At 70.4% G+C, this 18,262-nt stretch carries 12 protein-coding genes and 2 pseudogenes; 6 read left to right on the forward strand and 8 right to left on the reverse strand.

The features are described from left to right. Nucleotides 1-5: 5 nt before the first annotated feature. The 8 genes from uvrB to Y694_RS27055 form a co-directional block, all read right to left on the reverse strand. On the reverse strand, nucleotides 6-2,138 hold the full coding sequence (gene uvrB, locus Y694_RS07285) for an excinuclease ABC subunit UvrB (RefSeq protein WP_051495628.1): 2,133 nt from the start codon (nucleotides 2,136-2,138) through the stop codon (nucleotides 6-8). Between the two features lie 134 nt (nucleotides 2,139-2,272). Beyond that, nucleotides 2,273-2,488: a hypothetical protein gene (locus Y694_RS07290; RefSeq protein ID WP_197028759.1), complete on the reverse strand. Its 216-nt coding sequence runs from the start codon at nucleotides 2,486-2,488 to the stop codon at nucleotides 2,273-2,275. Next, entirely contained in the window at nucleotides 2,458-3,351 is an 894-nt protein-coding gene (locus Y694_RS07295; RefSeq protein ID WP_036231159.1) for a hypothetical protein, read from the reverse strand. Before Y694_RS07295 ends, Y694_RS07290 begins: the two co-directional genes overlap by 31 nt. An 8-nt stretch (nucleotides 3,352-3,359) precedes the next feature. Beyond that, nucleotides 3,360-4,349 carry a hypothetical protein gene (locus tag Y694_RS07300; RefSeq protein WP_036231163.1) on the reverse strand — a complete coding sequence of 330 codons (990 nt, stop codon included), beginning with the start codon at nucleotides 4,347-4,349 and terminating at the stop codon, nucleotides 3,360-3,362. A 48-nt stretch (nucleotides 4,350-4,397) separates the two neighbouring features. Continuing rightward, nucleotides 4,398-5,255, reverse strand: coding sequence for a hypothetical protein (locus Y694_RS07305; RefSeq protein WP_036231166.1), 858 nt, complete (start codon nucleotides 5,253-5,255; stop codon nucleotides 4,398-4,400). A gap of 41 nt (nucleotides 5,256-5,296) precedes the next feature. Beyond that, on the reverse strand, nucleotides 5,297-6,055 hold the full coding sequence (locus Y694_RS07310; protein WP_036231169.1) for a hypothetical protein: 759 nt from the start codon (nucleotides 6,053-6,055) through the stop codon (nucleotides 5,297-5,299). Nucleotides 6,056-6,182: 127 nt separating this feature from the next. Then, nucleotides 6,183-7,760, reverse strand: coding sequence for a hypothetical protein (locus Y694_RS07315; protein ID WP_231497574.1), 1,578 nt, complete (start codon nucleotides 7,758-7,760; stop codon nucleotides 6,183-6,185). 17 nt (nucleotides 7,761-7,777) lie between these two features. Then, nucleotides 7,778-10,891 carry a TonB-dependent receptor domain-containing protein gene (locus Y694_RS27055; RefSeq protein WP_409072467.1) on the reverse strand — a complete coding sequence of 1,038 codons (3,114 nt, stop codon included), beginning with the start codon at nucleotides 10,889-10,891 and terminating at the stop codon, nucleotides 7,778-7,780. Between the two features lie 345 nt (nucleotides 10,892-11,236). On the opposite strand from Y694_RS27055, the gene Y694_RS07325 reads away from it, so the two are divergent. The 6 genes and pseudogenes from Y694_RS07325 to Y694_RS07355 all read left to right on the forward strand — a co-directional run bounded on the left by Y694_RS07325 (nucleotide 11,237) and on the right by Y694_RS07355 (nucleotide 18,222). Continuing rightward, nucleotides 11,237-12,427, forward strand: coding sequence for an amino acid aminotransferase (locus Y694_RS07325; protein ID WP_011829886.1), 1,191 nt, complete (start codon nucleotides 11,237-11,239; stop codon nucleotides 12,425-12,427). A 196-nt stretch (nucleotides 12,428-12,623) separates the two neighbouring features. Further along, nucleotides 12,624-13,898, forward strand: coding sequence for a DUF6600 domain-containing protein (locus Y694_RS07330; protein ID WP_155935793.1), 1,275 nt, complete (start codon nucleotides 12,624-12,626; stop codon nucleotides 13,896-13,898). 1,089 nt (nucleotides 13,899-14,987) lie between these two features. Beyond that, a pseudogene (locus Y694_RS07340) lies at nucleotides 14,988-16,226 on the forward strand (polyhydroxyalkanoate depolymerase); the annotation flags it as partial. Next, nucleotides 16,226-16,912: an electron transport complex subunit RsxB gene (gene rsxB / locus Y694_RS07345; RefSeq protein ID WP_036231182.1), complete on the forward strand. Its 687-nt coding sequence runs from the start codon at nucleotides 16,226-16,228 to the stop codon at nucleotides 16,910-16,912. The pseudogene Y694_RS07340 and the gene rsxB, both read left to right, overlap by 1 nt. Before the next feature lie 138 nt (nucleotides 16,913-17,050). Beyond that, nucleotides 17,051-17,688: pseudogene (nth, locus tag Y694_RS07350) on the forward strand (endonuclease III). A gap of 66 nt (nucleotides 17,689-17,754) precedes the next feature. Further along, entirely contained in the window at nucleotides 17,755-18,222 is a 468-nt protein-coding gene (locus Y694_RS07355; protein WP_051495629.1) for a hypothetical protein, read from the forward strand. The last annotated feature ends 40 nt before the right edge of the window (nucleotides 18,223-18,262 follow it).

Here is an 18,262-nt window from a genome sequence, read left to right on the forward strand (position 1 = left end):
CCCCGTCAGCGGGCAGACCCGCTCTTGCCTGACACCAGCGGCAGCACGTTGTCGTGACCGGCGCCACCGAAGGCCTGCTCGCGCAGCAGCGCCAGCTGGTCGCGCACCCGTGCCGCCTTCTCGAACTCCAGGCCGCGGGCGTGCTCCAGCATCTGCTTCTCGAGCAGCTTGATGCGCTTGCCGAGGTCCTTCTCGCTCATCGACTCGATCTCGGCCGCCGCCTGCGCGGCCTTCAGGTCGTCGCCACGGCTCTTCTCGGAATACACGCCGTCGATCAGGTCCTTGACCTGCTTGTTGATGCTGCGCGGCGTGATGCCATGCTCGGCATTGAAGGCGATCTGGCGCTCACGCCGACGCTCGGTCTCGCCGATGGCGCGCCGCATCGAGTCGGTGATCTTGTCGGCATAGAGGATGGCCTTGCCGTTGAGGTTGCGCGCCGCGCGGCCGATGGTCTGGATCAGCGAGCGCTCGGAGCGCAGGAAGCCCTCCTTGTCGGCGTCGAGGATGGCCACCAGCGAGACCTCGGGGATGTCCAGGCCCTCGCGCAGCAGGTTGATGCCCACCAGCACGTCGAAGCTGCCGAGCCGCAGGTCGCGCAGGATCTCCACCCGCTCCACGGTATCCACGTCGGAATGCAGGTAGCGCACCTTCACGCCGTTGTCGGCCAGGTAGTCGGTGAGCTGCTCGGCCATGCGCTTGGTGAGCGTGGTGATCAGCACGCGCTCGTTCGCGTCGACGCGGTCACGGATCTCCTGCAGCACGTCGTCGACCTGGCGGGTGGCCGGCCGCACCTCGACCACCGGGTCCACCAGCCCGGTGGGCCGCACCAGCTGTTCGACCACGTTGCCGGCGTGCTCCTGCTCGTAGGTGGCCGGCGTGGCGGAGACGAACACCACCTGGCGCATCTTGGTCTCGAATTCCTCGAACTTCAGCGGCCGGTTGTCCAGTGCGCTCGGCAGCCGGAAGCCGTACTCGACCAGCGTGGTCTTGCGCGCGCGGTCGCCGTTGAACATGCCGCCGAGCTGGCCGATCAGCACGTGCGACTCGTCCAGGAACATCAGCGCGTCCTTGGGCAGGTAGTCCACCAGCGTCGACGGCGGCTCGCCCGGCGCCGAGCCCGCCAGGTGGCGCGAGTAGTTCTCGATGCCCTTGCAGTGGCCGATCTCCTGCAGCATCTCGAGGTCGAAGCGGGTGCGCTGCTCGATGCGCTGCGCCTCCACCAGCTTGCCGTCGGCCACGAACTCGGCGAGCCGGTTGCGCAGCTCCTCCTTGATGCCCTCGATCGCCGCGAGCACCTGCTCGCGCGGCGTGACGTAGTGGCTGGAGGGGTAGACCACGAAGCGCGGCACCTTCTGGCGGATCTGGCCGGTGAGCGGATCGAACAGCGACAGCGCCTCGATCTCGTCGTCGAACAGCTCGATGCGGATCGCCAGCTCCGAGTGCTCGGCCGGGAAGATGTCCACCGTGTCGCCGCGCACGCGGAACGTGCCGCGCGCGAAGTCGGTCTCGTTGCGCTTGTACTGCATGCGGATCAGCTGCGCGATCAGGTCGCGCTGGCCCAGCTTGCCGCCGGCGCGCACGATCAGCCGCATCTGCGTGTAGTCCTCGGGCTTGCCGATGCCGTAGATCGCCGACACGGTGGCGACGATGATCACGTCGCGCCGCTCCAGCAGGCTCTTGGTGGCCGAGAGCCGCATCTGCTCGATGTGCTCGTTGATCGCGCTGTCCTTCTCGATGAACAGGTCGCGCTGCGGCACATAGGCCTCGGGCTGGTAGTAGTCGTAGTAGCTGACGAAGTACTCGACCGCGTTCTTCGGGAAGAAATCGCGGAACTCGCTGTAGAGCTGGGCCGCCAGGGTCTTGTTCGGCGCGAACACGATCGCCGGCCGCCCCGACCGCGCGATCACGTTGGCCATCGTGAAGGTCTTGCCCGAGCCGGTCACGCCCAGCAGCGTCTGGAACACCTCGCCGTCGTTGATGCCGTCCACCAGTTGCCCGATCGCGGTCGGCTGGTCGCCGGCCGGCGGATAGGGCTGGAACAGCTGGAACGGCGAATCGGGGAACGAGACGAACTCGCCCTCGGGCAGCGCGGATGGGGCGTCGGGGGTGTCGGGCAGGACGTGGGCAGGATCAGGCATCGTGGGCCCCGGTTCGAGCGGGGTGGTTGCGGCGACCCGAGCAGGGCCGGGCCAATCCGCCAGCCTACCGCAAGCGGGATGCCGGGGTCACCCGCGGGTCACCAGCCGCGCCCTCCCCGATGCCGCCGCCCGGTTCACTCCTGGGATGGCATCGTCACGCCGCCATTCAAGGTCGCGGCCGGCCGGCCGGTGCCGGCCTCGTAGAGCGTGGTGCCGGAGAACGCGAAGCTCCGCTCGGCCGCCGGGTTGCCGGCATCTCCGCGAACGCTCATCGACACGCCACCGCAACGCGTGTCCCGGCACGACAGCGTGCCCAGCGTCACGCCATCGATCGTGCCGTCGGAGCCCACGGCCACCGCCAGCGCGCGGCCTTCCAGGTCACGGAAGGCAAAGCGCGTGGGGCCGTCATCGGCCACCTCGAAGCCGGCCCCCCCAGGGCACAGAAATCGATCACGGCGCCCTGGTTGTTCACGATCGTCACGCCACGCCCGGCACACGCCAGCGCCGAGTCGTTGCGATCGGGCTGGGCGCTCAGGACGGCCTTCACGCTCACCGTGGGACGGGCCTGCCCGGCCGCACTGCCAGCGGCGGCCAGGTCCGGGCTGCGCCTCGCGCCGGGCAAGGGCCGTCGCCAACGCTGGCCGGGCGGCAGGGCCTGCAACCGGGTGTCGTCCAGGGTCAGCGCGCGTGCGCCGTTGGCATCGGGGGTGGCCAGCGATGCGCCCTGGCAGGCCACACCGTCACAGACATAGAGACGCTCGGGCGACGTGCCGATCGCCCCCTGCCTGAGGCGCACCGAAATCACCTGCCCCCCGGCGGCGTCGATCGTCATGTGCCAGTTCGACACGCCCTCGGCCTGCGTCCCGTAGCTGCGCACGCTGCCGCTCTGGTGCGTGCGCGTCGCCGACAGACAGCCGCGCTGCAGCAGGCCATCGGCGCCGGTGATGTCGACGTGCTGATGCGGGCAGGACGGCAGCGCGGCGGGCGCCGCAGATGCCGGCACGGCCACCGGGTCGGCCACGACCGGCAGCGCGAGCGGAGCCGGCTGCGGCGCTGCCGTCTCCACCCGGACCGGCTGGACGGCGTCAGCCGGTTGGCTCCAGCGCGCCCACACCAGCCAGCCGGAGAACAGCAGGGCCGACAGCATCACCGTGGCCAGCACCCAACCGCGGCCATGGAGCTCGTCGTCGAGCCAGCGGGGGAGATAGATCATCGTCAGCGTCAGAACGGAGGCAGCACCGCGCTGCCGTTCAACAGGGCCGCGGCACCGCCGCGCAGCCCGTCGGTCACGGTGGTGCCGGAAAAACTGAACCGGCGGCCACTTTCGCTCGCCGGGTCGTCTCCCGGCTGCGTCGTGGCGCCAGAGCAGGCCAGTCCCTGGCACTCGAGGGCACCGATCTGCACGAAATCGACCGCGCCGCCGGCGTCCACCCCGACCAACAGCGTGTCGCCGGCCGCACCGCGCAGGCTGTAGAGGCGGCGCTCGTGCTCCAGGCGGACAACGCCACCACCGCCGGAAGGGCACAGCGTGAGCACCGCGCCGCTGCGCTCGACGATGGAGACGCCGGGCTCGTTGCAGGCCAGGTCGGCATCCTGCTGGTCACCGGGCGCCTTGAGGCTGGCGCTCAGGTGCATCGCCACGCCGTCCTCAGCCGTGAGCACGGCCCGGCTCACTACCAGCGTGCGCCCGCCGTGCGCGTCGCGCGGGCCGATCGAGAAGCCGGCGCACGTGTCTTCCTCGCAGCGGTAGTCGCCGCGACCGGGCGCTGACAGGCTGGCCGCCATCACCCGTCCGTCCCCGCTGTCCACGCGGAGCGTCCAGTCGGAGACGCCCTGCGGTTCGAGCACGTAGCTGCGCAGGTCGCCGCTCTGCAGCATGCGGGTGGTCGCCACGCAGGCCCGCTGCACCTTGCCGTGCGCCGTCACGAGATCCAGTTGCTGGTAGGGGCAGGTCTGAAGCGCAGGCTTTCCCGGCGCGGCCGTGCCGCCCGCGTCGATGCGAACGCCGGGCTGCATCGGCAGCCCGACCCGCACCGCCACGTCCGGACCTCGCGGCGACACAGCCACCGCCGGCACCGGCGCCGGCGAGGGCTGATCGCGCCAGAGATTGGTGCCGACGGCCACCAGCAACACCGCCAGCACCGGCAGCAGCAGGAGCAGCCACCCCAGGTGGCGTGGCCGCTCGTCGAACCAGAGGGAGTTCCTGCTCATGTCAACGTCGAGGGCCTCGCTCCCCTCACCCGCTTCCGGCTTCTGGCCTCAGGGCTTGCAGACGTAGCCGCTGGTGCTGATGCTGATGATGGGCTGCCCCTCCTCGCCGCCCTCGCGTACACGCGTCTTGAAAGTGATGTTGGCCGGCGCCGTCTCCACGCCGTTCGGGCAGGTCACGCGGTGGTAGACCCAGGCGCTGATCGGGTTGTTCTTCGAGTACGGCTCGCAACGCTCCGGATCGCTGGCGTTGACGTCGGTGCGGAACGCGACCTTGGTGTTGTCGCGCGTGATGGTCTGGTTGAGCCCGCTGTTCGTGCGCCCCACGTACTCGACGTACTTGGTCGACAGCCCGGTGTCGACGCTGGTGCCGCTCGTGCCCATGTAGTACCCGGCCTCGACGGTGGCGGTCGAAGGCACGGTACGGAAGAAGTCGTTGATCTCGAAGGTGAGGTTGGGCGGGTTGGCGACCGTGGTGTTCAGGATCGCGCGGGTGGCGAACACGTAGACCTTGCTGGCATTGCAGGTGGTGGTGCCCGAGCCGGCGCAGTAGACCCGGTCGTACAGCGTGCCCACGGTCTTGGCCGGGCTGCCGGTCTGCAGTGTGTAGGAGGTCGCGGCGACCGGCGTCGACGCATAACCCGGCATCGCGGCGCTGCCCGGCAGGCCGGTGAACTTGCCGGTGGCGAGCGACGCCGACTGCTGTTCGACCGGCAACTGGTCGCCGGTCGGCGCCACGCCGGTGTTGGTGCAGGTCGCCGGCGTCGGCGAGACGACGGTCTTCGGGTTGACGGTCTGCAGGATCGTGCCGGAGGTCGGCAGCGACACCCATTGGGCTTGGGCGGGCATGGCGACGCCGAACACGGCGGCGACCGCCGCCAGCGCGGTCAGGTGAGAACGGATATGCATGGTGGTCTCCAGTTGTGGGTTGCTCTCGGGTCCGCGACGCGTCAGTCGTCGTCGTCCTCTTCGGGCGCGCACGCTTCGCTGGTGCACACCGGCTGGTAGCCCAGCGCGTAGATGCTGTTCTGGTCGACGTCCTCGTTCTCCGAGTTCAGCAGGCGCAACGCGAAGTCCTGGAGGCTGTAGCCCTCGGGAGCGCGCGTCTTGGTCAGCAGCCACGGCGAGTTCGGGCTGCTCGGGCCGCTCGCCTCGGCGGCGTTGGCGTCGATGCGGAAATCGACCCAGGCGTTGTTGCGCGGCGGCTTCGCGGTGTCGTACTCGTTCAGGCCCGCGAAGGTGCGGCCGGCGGCCTTGAGAAGCTTGGTCGCCGCCGGGCTGCCCGCGAAATAGGCGACTTCCACCGCCTTGTCGGTGCGAACCTGGCGCAGCACGTCGTTGACGTTGAAGGCGGCGCCCGTCTCGTCCCACTGGTTCGCGTTCATCTGCACGCGCACGCCGAAGATGAAGAGCTTCTTGTCGGTGCAGTGCCGCCACACCTTCTCGAGCTGGGTGCCCACGCTCACGCCATTGATGATGATCGGCGCGGAGCGCGACGCCACCAGATCGAAGCCGCTCTCGCCCGGCAGGCTGGTGACCTTGCAGGTCGTCACGCCGCTCGAACTCGTCGGGTTGCAGGTCTTCAGCACGTTGGCGCCGTTTGCGCTCAGCGTCTCGAAACCCGCGGCCTGCGCCGCGCCGGTACCGGCCAGCACCAGGCCGATGGCCATGGCCATGCCACGCCGCCGCAGCGGCAATCTCTTCTTCATGTCGGTCTCCTCTCTCCGTTGGAACGCCACACCCGCCGGCCCTTCCGGCGGATGCCACCCTCCCGCCTCGCGGGAAGCCCCTTGATCTGTCATCCGCCCTTCCCTGCAGACCGTCGCGCGCGGCGCACTAGGGCGGCGGCGCGACGAAGCTTCCGTTCAAGGTGATCGTTCTAGTGCCGGGCAGATTGGCAGGCTCGATCTCGCGCAGAACCGCGCCGCTGAACGTCACTTGCCGTTCACCGGCCACATTGGGTGCCCCCACGGTGACCCCCGTGCATCCACCGGTGCAGGCGTACTGCTGCGCGTCGACAAGCGAGATCCGCGCGCCCCCTCCGCCGGCCGGCACGACGACCCCGAGCATCGGCGAAGGCAGGCCGGACCCATCAGGCGTCGAGCCCGTCACATTGAGGGTCAGTTCACCGTCGGGCGCCACGAACGTGTTCTTGACGCCGCTGACGGGATTGGGGCAGATGCGAACAGGGTCCGCGCGGAAACTGAGCTGGCCTTCGACGAGGTCCGTCGCACCCGCGCAGTCGTTCAGCGTCGGTGGCGGCTGGATGTACTCGATTGTCAGGAACGCGCCCTGCAAGGTCGCCGCGCCGAGGGCGGCTGGCGTACCGTCGGCATTCAGCGCCCGCAGTTGCACACCGGCGAGCGTCAGGCTGCGCAGGGTGAGCTCGGGCCCATAGTCGTAGTTGAGTTCCGGCTCACCGAGAACCGCGCCCGCGCATTCGGCGCCCACGCACTTGAAGAACACCGGCTGGCCAGTGCCCGGGTCGGTGAGCGGCTGCAAGGCCGTGATGCTGAGCAGGCTGCCGTCCTCGAAGTACACGGACAGGGCGCTGCCGAACGTGACGGCGGTCCGTGGCAGGCCGGCGTCGCCGCCGAACATGCCGCCGATGCCGAACGGATCGCTGGCATCGACGCATTCGGCAGCAAAGCTGAAGTCCGGATATACCAGCGCATAGCGGTTGTTGTCGCAGGGCAGCACCGGGATCGCGGGGCCCGGCGCCGGCAGCGTCAGGCTGCCGTTCAAAGTCGCGGCGCCGATCCGCGCGTCGGTGAAGGTGGCCGGGCGACTGAGGTCGCCAGCCGGTGCGCCGAGCACGAGCCCGGTGCAGCCCGCCGCGCTGCAGTCGTAGGCCGCACCTTCGGCCGTGACGTAGCGTTCGGTGAGCAGGTCGTTGCCGCGCACGCGCAGCGTCAGCGTGGCGCCGTTCGGGTCGGTGAACACGTAGGCCATCACCGTGGGGTCGGCCGTCTCCGGCAGGCCGCTCTTCGACGCCGTGCAGAAGCGGCTCGTGGAGCCGCCGAGGCTGATCGTGATCGATTCGGTGAGGCACAGGCGTGCCTGGGCCGCCAGGGTCTGCGACAGGTCGGTCAGTGTGATCCCGTCGGCGGCGAGCTTCGCGTTGAGCGCGACCATCGTGTCGTACATCGGGTCACCGTCCGTGGCCTCGAACGCCACCTGGGTGAAGCTCGCGCTGCCGGACCGCACCGGGATGCCCAGCACGTTCTGCAGGTAGGCGGTCACCGCGGTCTGCGCCTCGGCGATCCGCGCATCGGTGATGCGCGCGATATTGGCGGTCGAGGCAGCGCTGTAGTTGTCGAAGGCCGTCGCCGGGTCGGCGCCCAGCAGCTGCGCGACCAGCAGGGTGGTGAGCGCGGTGACGTTGGCGCGGCCCGGCTCGGTGGCGACGGACACCAGGAAGCTGCCGTCGATCAGGCTGAAGCGCAGCATGTAGGGCGCGTCCAGCTCGGCCAGGCTGGTGCGGTGCTCGTCGGCCGGGCCGGCGCCGAAGCTGTCGCTGGTGCGGATGATCCCGCGGCTGCCCTTGACCGAGACGACGATGCGGCCGGTGATCGGCGAACTGCCGGGCTCGGGAATCTGTGCATCCAGGTCGAAACCCGGGCTGACGACCCCGGCCAGTTCGGCGCGCACCGCGGGCGGCTGTTCGTCGGTGTCGCCGGTGGTGCCGCCGCCGCAGGCCGACACGAGCACCGCGCACGCGCACGCGCAGGCCCGTGACGCGCCTCGACGGCCGCAAAGCAGGTCGAGCACCACGTGGACGGCGCGCAAAGCGCCCGCCTCAATCCGCGCCGAGCGCATAGGACAGCCCCAGGAAGATGCCGCGCGGCGCGCCCGGACCGACGAAGGTCGACGGCTGCCACTCGGCCGAGTTGTAGTTCCAGCCGCTCACGCCGATCGCGCCCACGGTCGACGGCGAGAACGGGTTCACGCCCAGGTTGCCCGCCGTGACGTAGCGGCGGTCGAAGAGGTTGGTGACCTGGGCGACGACGGTGAAGCCCTTGGTGACGACGACGCTGGTGTCGAGGTTGAAGACCGCGAAGCCCGGCACCGTGCCCTTCTGCGTGAAGGTGCGGCCCGGTCGCGTCGGGGTCTGGATGTAGCCCCCATCGCTCTGGTCGCAGGCGCGCGTCTGCGCGTTGGTCGAGCAGTAGTACTGGCCGGTCTCCTGGTCCGTGCCGCCGGGACGGTGCAGGTTGTTCTCGTTGCCGCGCACGTAGGACATCGAGCGCAGCTGCATGCCCAGCCCGAGCTTCCACGACGGCGTGACGCGCCAGCCGAGGTTGAAGTTGAGGGCATGCGCCGGGATGCCCGGCATGCGGGCGCCGGGCTTCACCAGGATCTGGTGGTAGGTGCCGCGCCCGCCGTTCAGCGACGCGCCGGGCGAAGGCAGCAACTGGTAGTCGCGGTAGCCCAGGTCGGCCTGGGTGCGCGAGTTCTGGTCGAAGTCCGCGCTGCTGTTGTGCGGGCTCGTCATGTAGAACGGCGACTCGAAGGTCGCCGACGTGTAGGAGTAGCTGGCCTTCACGTCCAGCACGCCGGCGCGCCCCCGCCAGTCCCAGCTCGAGGCCCTGGCGACGCGTCTTGCCGATGGTGTCGAAGTAGCTGCGGCCCTGCCCCACGCCGACGTAGTAGATGTCGTCCTTCAGGTCGGTGCGGAAGAGGCTTGCGTTCCACTCCCAGTTCGCCGACAGCAGACCGCGCGCGCCGAGCTCGAACGAGGTGGAGCGGATCTGCGGCAGGTAGGGGTCGCCGGACAGCGTGGTCGGCAGGTTGCAGCCCGGCCCCAGCAGGCTGCGCGCGGTGGTGCCGATCACCACCGGCGGGTCGTTCGGCGTCGCGCCCGGCAGCGTCACCGGCGTGGGCGTGTCGTCGAAGGCGCAGCCGAGTTCCACCACCGACGGCGTGCGGGATCCACGGCTCACGTTGGCGAAGGTGTTGAGGCCCGGTGCCGGCAGCCAGTTGAGTCCGATCGAAGGATTGAGGGAGCGGTAGCTGAACTTCTCGGCCGTCAGCGTCTGCGCGTTGTCGTAGTTGGCGGGCAGCTCGTGCAGGTCGACCAGGCCTTCGACGGTGCGCGTCAGCAGCTGGTTGTCGACCGTGGTGTGGTTGTAGCGCGCGGCGGTGGTGAGCGTGAGCTGCGGTGCCAGCGTCCAGGTGTCGCTGGCGTAGAGGCTCTTCGTGGTCGACGTGCCCTCGAAGTTGTTGCCCGGAATGTCCATCTGCGCGGCGATGAACGCCGGCAGCGCGGCCGGGTCCGCATAGACGCCGTGCGTGGCGTCGATCAGGCCGAGCCGCTGGAACATCGAGTAGGTCGAACGGCTGCGGTCGATCGAGGCGCCCACCATCACGCTGCGCGTCGGCAGGTTCCAGTTGAACTGCAGCGAGGCACCGTGCGTGCGCTGGTCCAGTGCGGTGTCCGTCAGCAGGCCGATCGGCGTGCCGGTGATCACGCCGGGCGTGTTGTAGTAGGCGCCGTTGCGTGGCTGCACGCCCGCTGCCGGATTGTCCGGATCGAAGTACCCGCCGCGCAGGCCGATCATGTCGTCGAAGCCTTCGTAGATGTCGCCGTTGAGGCCGCCGCGCCGGCTCTTGCGGGTGTAGAGCTGGCCGGTGATGTTGAAGCGCTCGGAGACGTCGAACTGACCACCGAGCGCAAGCTGCAGCACGCGGTTGTCGGAACGGTCGGGCGAGGTGAACACGGTCTCGGCGCGCTGCTCGTACAGCGACAGAGGGATCAGCCCATTGCCGATCAGCTCGTTGCTCGCGAACAGCGCGCTGGCGAACAGCGAGCCGCGATCCAGCCGCAGGTCGCCGCGGCCGAACAGCTGGTGCACGCGCGACGGCGAGTTGTCGCGCCAGCCGTCCTCGCGAAAGCCGGTGTAGGCCACGAAGCCGCCCAGCGTGTCGTCATTGCCACCGGCGCTCAGCTTGACCTGCCGGCGGCCCCAGGAACCGGCCAGCAGCTCACCCTCGACGCCGGGCGCGGTGAAGCCGTTCTTGCTGCGCACCGAGATCGCGCCGCCCAGGGTGTTCAACCCGAACAGCGGGTTGCTGCCGGGGAACAGGTCGAAGCGCTCGATCGCGTTGAGCGGGATCAGGTCCCAGTTCACCACGTCGCCGAAGGGCTCGTTCACCCGCACGCCGTCGAAGAACACCGACAGGCCCTGCGGCGTGCCGATCTGCGGGCTGGCGGTGAAACCGCGGTAGTTCACGTCCATCTGGAAGGGGTTGCCGGCGTAGTCGTTGACGCTCACCCCCTGCAGCTGGGTGTTCATGTAGTCGCCGATGTTCAGCGCCCGCGATTCCTTGATCTGCTCCTTGGTCGCGCTCTGGATGTTCGCGGGGATCTGGTCCTTCGTGACCGCCAGGCCCGGCATCGGCCCGACGTCGGTGGCGCGCTTGCCCGGTACCAGCACGGGGTTGAGCCGCACGGCGGCATCGGACGGGGCGGCTTCGGGCGCCGAGGCCGCGGCCGCGGGCGCCTGCTGGGCCAGCGTCGACAACGGCGAGGCCAGTGTCGCCAACGAAGCACCGCGCGCTTCAGTGGCGTCAGGCGGTGCTTTCGGGCTCGGGATCGGACGCTCATGCGGGCGGGGGCGACAAGGGGAAAACGGCCTGCGTACAGGGCTCTGGAACGAGAGGCGTCGCATGCTAGGAGCGAGGCGCAGGCCGGCGATACGGGAGACGCTCCCGACTTGGCTCGGTGGAAATCCCGAGCGTTTTGCAGCGACTTTCGCGCGGGTTCGCGGGTCCTGTGCCAGACCGGATCACCTGCTCCAGACGGGCTCGAATAGGCAGCGCCTAAAATTGATCTAGGGCCGCACTAACCCTGTGAACGCCCCGTCCCTCCAACTTCGCTGGAACTCTCCATGTCTCTGTTTGCATCCGTCGAGCTCGCTCCGCGCGACCCGATCCTCGGCCTGAACGAGCAGTTCAACGCCGACCCGAACCCGGCCAAGGTCAACCTCGGTGTCGGCGTGTACTACGACGAGAACGGCAAGCTGCCGCTGCTGAAGTGCGTGGCCGCGGCCGAACACCAGATGCTCGAGGCGCCGAAGGCGCGCGGCTACCTGCCGATCGACGGCATCGCCGCCTATGACAAGGCGGTGCAGGGCCTGGTGTTCGGCGACGCCGCCACCGCCAGCGGTCGCATCGCCACCGTGCAGGGCCTGGGCGGCACCGGCGGCCTGAAGGTCGGAGCCGATTTCCTGAAGCGCCTGAACCCGAACGCGCAGGTGCTGATCAGCGACCCGAGCTGGGAGAACCACCGTGCGCTGTTCACCAACGCCGGCTTCACGGTCGGCACCTATCCCTATTACGACGCCGCGCAGCGCGGCATCGCGATCGACGGGTTGCTCGGCGCGCTGAACACCGCCGCCGCCGGCACGATCGTCGTGCTGCACGCCTGCTGCCACAACCCGACCGGCTACGACCTCTCCGCGGCGCAATGGGAGCAGGTGATCGCCGCGGTGAAGGCGCGCGGTCTGGTGCCCTTCCTCGACATGGCCTACCAGGGCTTCGGCCAGGGCATCGCGGAGGACGGCGCAGTGGTGCAGCAGTTCCTGGCCTCGGGCCTGGACTTCTTCGTCTCCACCAGCTTCAGCAAGAGCTTCTCGCTGTACGGCGAGCGCGTCGGTGCGCTGAGCGTGGTGTGCGCGAGCAAGGAAGAGGCCTCTCGCGTGTTGAGCCAGCTGAAGATCGTGATCCGCACCAACTACTCCAACCCGCCGACGCACGGCGCCTCGGTGGTCGCCACGGTGCTCACCACCCCGGCGCTGCGCGCGCAGTGGGAGCAAGAACTGGCCGGCATGCGCCAGCGCATCAAGGCCATGCGCGTTGCGCTGGTCGAGAAGCTGCAGGCCGCCGGCGTGAAGGGTGACCTGAGCTACATCACCACGCAGCAGGGCATGTTCAGCTACTCCGGGCTGAACGCGGCGCAGATGCAGCGCCTGCGCAGCGAGTTCGGCATCTACGGCGTCGACTCGGGCCGCATCTGCGTGGCGGCGCTGAACCAGCACAACCTCGACGCGGTGGCCAAGGCGATTGCCGCGGTGATCTGAGATGACCCCGCTCCGGTAGCGCGTTCCGGCGCGCTGCCTGTCCGAAAGCCGCGGCCTGTCGCGGCTTTTTTGTGCGCCTCGCAAGCTCGTTTGCAATTCTTTTCAAGCCGGCCGGCGCAACCGATGCACCGATCCGGGGTCTCATGCGTTAGACAGCAGACGCCGCGCCGCGGCCCGAGGTGACTACGTGATGCGCATGGACCCTACCCTGATCGCCCTCAGCCGCCGCCTGATGGCAGGCCTGTGCGCGGGCCTGCTGTTGGCCGGGCCCACGCTGGCCGAGACCGATCCGGCCGATCCCCCCGCGCGCGTGGGCAGCATCAGCGCGCTGCGCGGGCCGGTCGACAGCTCGCCCGAGGCGGGCGCGGCCTGGGATCCGGCCAAGCTCAACCAGCCCATCACCAGCGAGACCTCGCTGTGGGTGCCGCCCGGCAGCCAGGCCGAGGTGCGCATCGGCAGCAGTTCGGTGCGCCTGGACGGCAACACGCAGGCCGTGTTCTCGCAGCTCGACGACCACGGCATCGCGATCGACGTGGCCCAGGGCACCGTGCGGGCCCGGGTGCGCAGCCTGGCCACCGGCGACAGCTTCAGCTTCTCGGCCGACGGCGTGCGCGCCGAGGCTCAGGGCCCGGGCGATTACCGCGTCGGCTACGACCCCGACCGCCGCGCCTACACCGTGCGCGCGCTGTCCGGACGGCTGCGCGTGGTGACGCCGAACAACGCCTTCAACCTGGAATCGGGCCAGGAAAGCCTGGTCGAGAACGGCGGCAGCGAGTTGCAACTGCGCGCGATGGGCCAGCGCGACGACTTCGATGCGTGGGCCGAGGCACGCGACCGCGACCAGGACCGCCTGGCCTCCGCGCGCTATGTCTCGCCCGAGACCACCGGCATCGAGGCGCTCGACGAGCACGGCTACTGGACCACCGCGCCGGACTACGGCGCCGTCTGGTACCCGCGCGGCCTGCCCTACGGCTGGGCCCCCTACCGCTACGGGCACTGGGCCTACGTGCGGCCCTGGGGCTGGACCTGGGTCGACGACGCGCCCTGGGGCTTCGCGCCCTTCCACTATGGCCGCTGGGCGTTGATCGGCGGCAGCTGGGGCTGGGTGCCCGGCCCCATCGTGCCGCGCCCGGTGTATGCGCCGGCGCTGGTGGGCTACGTCGGCGCACATTCGGGCAATGTCAGCCTGAGCATCGGCTTCGGCAGCGGTGCGCCGGTCGGCTGGTTCCCGCTCGGCCCGCGCGAGTGGTACTACCCGCCCTACCGCTACTCGCCGCGCTACGTGCAGCAGATCAACGTCATCAACGTCGTCAACCCGCCGCCGCACGGCCCCGGGGAACGGCGCGCCACGCGGCCCACGCCGGTCGAGCGGCCGTCGTACCGCTATGCGCAGCGCCCAGACGCGGTCACCATGGTCAGCGAGGACCAGTTCGCAACGCCCGGCCGATCGGCCGCGACCGCCTCGACCTGACGCCCGGCCAGATGGCCCGGTTGCAGCCGGTCGCGGCCAGCCTCAATCCGCCGGGACGTCCGGGCGGCGCGGTACCAGGTCCGGCTGGCCGGCCTGGCGGTGCGGCGAGCGGCCTGCCGTCTGCGCTGCCTGCCGACACCGGGCCGCGCCCAGCGTCCTCAGGAGCCCCGGCGCGCGCCGGTGTACGGCACGCGAGACGACGCGCCGTCGATGACCCCTGCCCCAGGCGGCTCGGCGCAACGTCCGCCGCCGATGGGCCAGGACCGTCGCCGTGACGAGGGCGAACCGACGGCGGCGATGCCGGTCCCGGGCCGCGGTATCCCAGCGGCCGGACCTCCGAATGTGCAGCGGACCCCGGTGGTCCCGCAACCTCGGCCGGCGATCGTGCCGGGTGAACGGACCGGTTCCATGCAGGACGGACGTGACGCCGCCGACCGCCCACGTTCGGCCCAGCGCGAACCCGGCCCACCGCGCGGTGACGACCGCGACGATCGCGGCCGCCGCAGTTACGTCGACCCGGGCAGCGCCGAGCGCGGCCCGCACGGCCAGCGCATCCCACGACCCGACGCTGGGGGTGCGGCGCCCACGCAGCCCGTGCCCCGACCGCAGCTCTCGCTGCCACAGGCCACGCCCTCTCCCCAGGCGATCCCGCGGCCGGTGCCGGTGCCCGCACCGCAGGCCCTGCCCCGTCCGCAGGTGGTGGTGCCCAATCCCCCGCCGCAACCGATGCCCCAGGCCCGCGAACCACGCCAGCCCCTCCAGCAACAGCAGCAACGCGGGCGCGAATCGGTGAACGAGCAGCGCGGCGCCGGGGGCGGTGAGCGCCGCGGCGGCGGCGGCGAGGGGGGCAGCGGGGCTGGAGCCAACGCGAGCGCTAGGCATCGGCTGCCCCTGCACCCGAAACGACCGCAAAACTGTCACGCTTTGGTGCAGTTCGGCCCCACCGAGCTGCGGGTTGGCCTCCATGCACCGGTCGGGCGCTTTCCTCCTACACTGCTGCAGCGCACCAACGGTGCACGTTTGCGGCCTGCCGAACGGCGACCGCTCGGTGGCATCCGCGGGCCGAACGATCCGCCTCCGGGGAATTCCATGCTCTATCAGCTCTACGAGACCCAGCGCGCGCTGCTCAGCCCGTTCTCAGAGTTCGCCAGCGCCTCGTCCAAGCTCTACAGCCACCCGCTCTCCCCCTTCGCACAGGGCCCCGGGGCCCAGCGGCTGTCGGCCGGTTTCGACCTGATCCACCGGCTGACCAAGGAATACGAGAAGCCGCAGTTCGGCATCACCAGCATCCAGGTCGACGGCATCGACGTGGTGGTGCAGGAGAACGTGGCGATCGAGAAGCCCTTCTGCAAGCTGCTGCGCTTCAAGCGCTACACCGACGACGCCCGACTGCTGACCCGGATGCGCGACCAGCCCAGCGTGCTGGTCGTGGCGCCGCTGTCGGGCCACCACTCCACGCTGCTGCGCGACACCGTGCGCACGCTGCTCAAGGACCACAAGGTCTACATCACCGACTGGATCGACGCCCGCATGGTGCCGGCCGAAGCCGGCCTGTTCCACCTGGACGACTACGTGCACTAAGTGCAGGAGTTCATTCGCCACATCGGCCCGACGGTGAACGTGATCTCGGTGTGCCAGCCCACGGTGCCGGTGCTGGCGGCGGTGTCCCTGCTGGCGAGCGCCGGCGAGAAGACGCCGCGCACCATGACCATGATGGGCGGCCCGATCGACGCCCGCAAGTCGCCGACCGCGGTGAACAACCTGGCGATGAACAAGAGCATCGAGTGGTTCGAGCACAACGTGATCTACCGCGTGCCGCCCAACTACCCGGGCGCGGGCCGGCTGGTCTACCCGGGCTTCCTGCAGCACAGCGGCTTCGTCGCGATGAACCCGGACCGCCACATGACGGCCCACTACGACTACTTCCTCGACCTGGTGCGAGGCGACGACGACAGCGCCGACGCCCACCGCGAGTTCTACGACGAATACAACGCCGTGCTCGACATGCCGGCCGACTACTACCTCGAGACCATCAAGACCGTGTTCCAGGACTTCGCGCTGGTGAACGGCACCTGGCGCGTCGCGGGCGAGCCGGTGCGCCCGCAGGACATCAAGACCACCGCGCTGCTGACGGTGGAAGGCGAGCTCGACGACATCTCGGGCGCCGGCCAGACCGCCGCGGCGGTGGACCTGTGCGCCGGCATCCCCAAGGCTCGCAAGCGCCACTACGAGCTCAAGGGCGCCGGCCACTACGGCATCTTCGCCGGCCGTCGCTGGCGCGACTTCGCCTACCCCGAGATCCGCGACTTCATCGCGAAGCACCACAAGTGAACGCGCTCCAGCGCCCCGCCGACGCGCCGGACGCGCGGCAGGCAGCGCTGGCCGACGCGATCGACGCCGCGCTGCCGCAGACGCAGTGCACCCGCTGCGGCGAACCCGACTGCCGGCGCTATGCCGAGGCCGTGGCCGCCGGACGCACCGACATCAACCAGTGCCCGCCGGGCGGTGCGGAAGGCATCGTCCGGCTCGCGGCGCTGACCGGCCGCTCGGCGCTGCCGCTGAACCCTGCCAACGGCAGCGAGGGCCCTCGCCGGCTCGCCGTGATCGACGAGACCTGGTGCATCGGCTGCACGCTGTGCATCAAGGCCTGCCCGGTGGACTGCATCGTCGGCGCGGCCAAGCAGATGCACACCGTCGTCGAATCGCAGTGCACCGGCTGCGAGCTGTGCATCCCCGTGTGCCCGGTCGACTGCATCTCGCTCGAGGACGCCACGCAGACCACCGGCTGGGCCGCCTGGTCGCCGGCCGAGGCCGACGCGGCGCGCGCCCGCTACACCGCGACCACCCGACGCCGCGAGCGGGCACGGCGCGAGCACGACGAGCGGCTCGCCGCGAAGGCCGCGCACAAGCTGGCCCACCTGGACACCGAGACGAAGCCCGGCAACGCCGACGAGACCGCCCGCAAGCGCGCCGTCATCGAAGCCGCGATGGCGCGCGCACGCGCGCGGCGTTGATGTGAGAGCCCCCAGGCCGCGGCGTACCGCGGCCACCCCCCGCGGGGTTCTCGGCCGGCTTGGGGCGGCCCGGCGCTCGGCCGATGCATACAGGTGAGCCCCCGGCCGCCGCCCCCGGCCCTGCCAGAATGCTCGGCCATGAAGCCTGCCGATGTCGAGACCTTCTTCGCCACCCTGAAGGCGGCCAATCCGCAGCCGGCGAGCGAACTGGTCTACAGCTCGGTGTTCGAGCTGCTGGCCGCCGTGCTGCTGTCGGCACAGGCCACCGACGTGAGCGTGAACAAGGCGACTCGGCGGCTGTTCGCGGTGGCGCCGTCGCCGCAGCGGATGCTGGCGCTCGGCCTCGACGGCGTCATCGAGCACATCAAGACCATCGGCCTGTTCCGCAGCAAGGCGAAGCATCTGCTCGAGACCTGCCGCCTGCTGATCGAGCGGCACGGCGGCCGGGTGCCGCGCTCGCGCGAGGCGCTGGAGGCCCTGCCCGGCGTCGGCCGCAAGACCGCCAACGTGGTGCTGAACGTGCCTTCGGCGAACCGACGCTGGCGGTCGACACCCACATCTTCCGGGTCGGCAACCGGACCGGCCTGGCGCCGGGCAAGACGCCGCTGGCGGTGGAGCTGAAGCTGCTGCAGCGCGTGCCCGCGGCCTACCTGGAAGACGCGCACCACTGGCTGATCCTGCACGGCCGCTACGTGTGCCAGGCGCGCAAGCCGCGCTGCTGGGACTGCGCGGTCGCGGACGTGTGCGACTTCCGGCCCAAGCCCCCCCGGCCCTGACCGGCCGCGTCTGCAGGCTATCCTCCCTCACCACAGCATCTGCCGCACTTCCAACCGGAGCCCTCGATGACCTTCACGCCGACCCTGCGCGCCGGCCTCGCCCTGCTGTGCCTGGCCGCCGCCGCGACCGCCGGCCGCGCCGAAAGCTTCGCGTCGTCGGCCTCGAGCGCCGGCTCCGCCTCGTCGGGCAGCGTGTCCGACTCGCTGCACGGTTCGAGCAACAGCTCGTCGCGCGACAAGGAGGTGGCCGAAGGCGACTACCGCATCCTCGAGGTCGCCGAGCTGCCCGAACGCCCCGGCCTGCTGCGGCTCACCCTGCAGGCGGCCCTGCCGCGCGACGACGCGCGCGCCTTCTTCCTCGACGTGCCGCGCCAGACGCTCGCGCAGCACCGCCTGGGTCGCGGCGACGTGCTCAGCGCACGCCACCGCCCCTACGGGCTGGAGTTCGCGCTCGCGCAGACTCGCGAAGCCTTCTTCCTGGTGTTGCGCGACGACTGGCAACGCGAGCTGCCGCCGCACGCCGTGGCGCTTTGACGGCCCGGCGGCGCGCGAGGGCGCTGGCGGCCGGGCTATG

This window comes from Methylibium sp. T29-B, from assembly GCF_000576225.1.
Taxonomy (GTDB): Bacteria; Pseudomonadota; Gammaproteobacteria; order Burkholderiales; family Burkholderiaceae_C; genus Methylibium; species Methylibium petroleiphilum.

Excerpts from the sequence above, each read along its gene's own strand:
- uvrB (WP_051495628.1), bottom strand. The coding sequence starts at position 2,138 with ATGCCTGATCCTGCCCACGTCCTGCCCGACACCCCCGACGCCCCATCC.
- Y694_RS07330 (WP_155935793.1), top strand. The coding sequence starts at position 12,624 with ATGGACCCTACCCTGATCGCCCTCAGCCGCCGCCTGATGGCAGGCCTG.
- Y694_RS07300 (WP_036231163.1), bottom strand. The coding sequence starts at position 4,349 with ATGAGCAGGAACTCCCTCTGGTTCGACGAGCGGCCACGCCACCTGGGG.
- Y694_RS07310 (WP_036231169.1), bottom strand. The coding sequence starts at position 6,055 with ATGAAGAAGAGATTGCCGCTGCGGCGGCGTGGCATGGCCATGGCCATC.
- Y694_RS07295 (WP_036231159.1), bottom strand. The coding sequence starts at position 3,351 with ATGATCTATCTCCCCCGCTGGCTCGACGACGAGCTCCATGGCCGCGGT.
- Y694_RS07325 (WP_011829886.1), top strand. The coding sequence starts at position 11,237 with ATGTCTCTGTTTGCATCCGTCGAGCTCGCTCCGCGCGACCCGATCCTC.
- Y694_RS07355 (WP_051495629.1), top strand. The coding sequence starts at position 17,755 with ATGACCTTCACGCCGACCCTGCGCGCCGGCCTCGCCCTGCTGTGCCTG.
- Y694_RS07305 (WP_036231166.1), bottom strand. The coding sequence starts at position 5,255 with ATGCATATCCGTTCTCACCTGACCGCGCTGGCGGCGGTCGCCGCCGTG.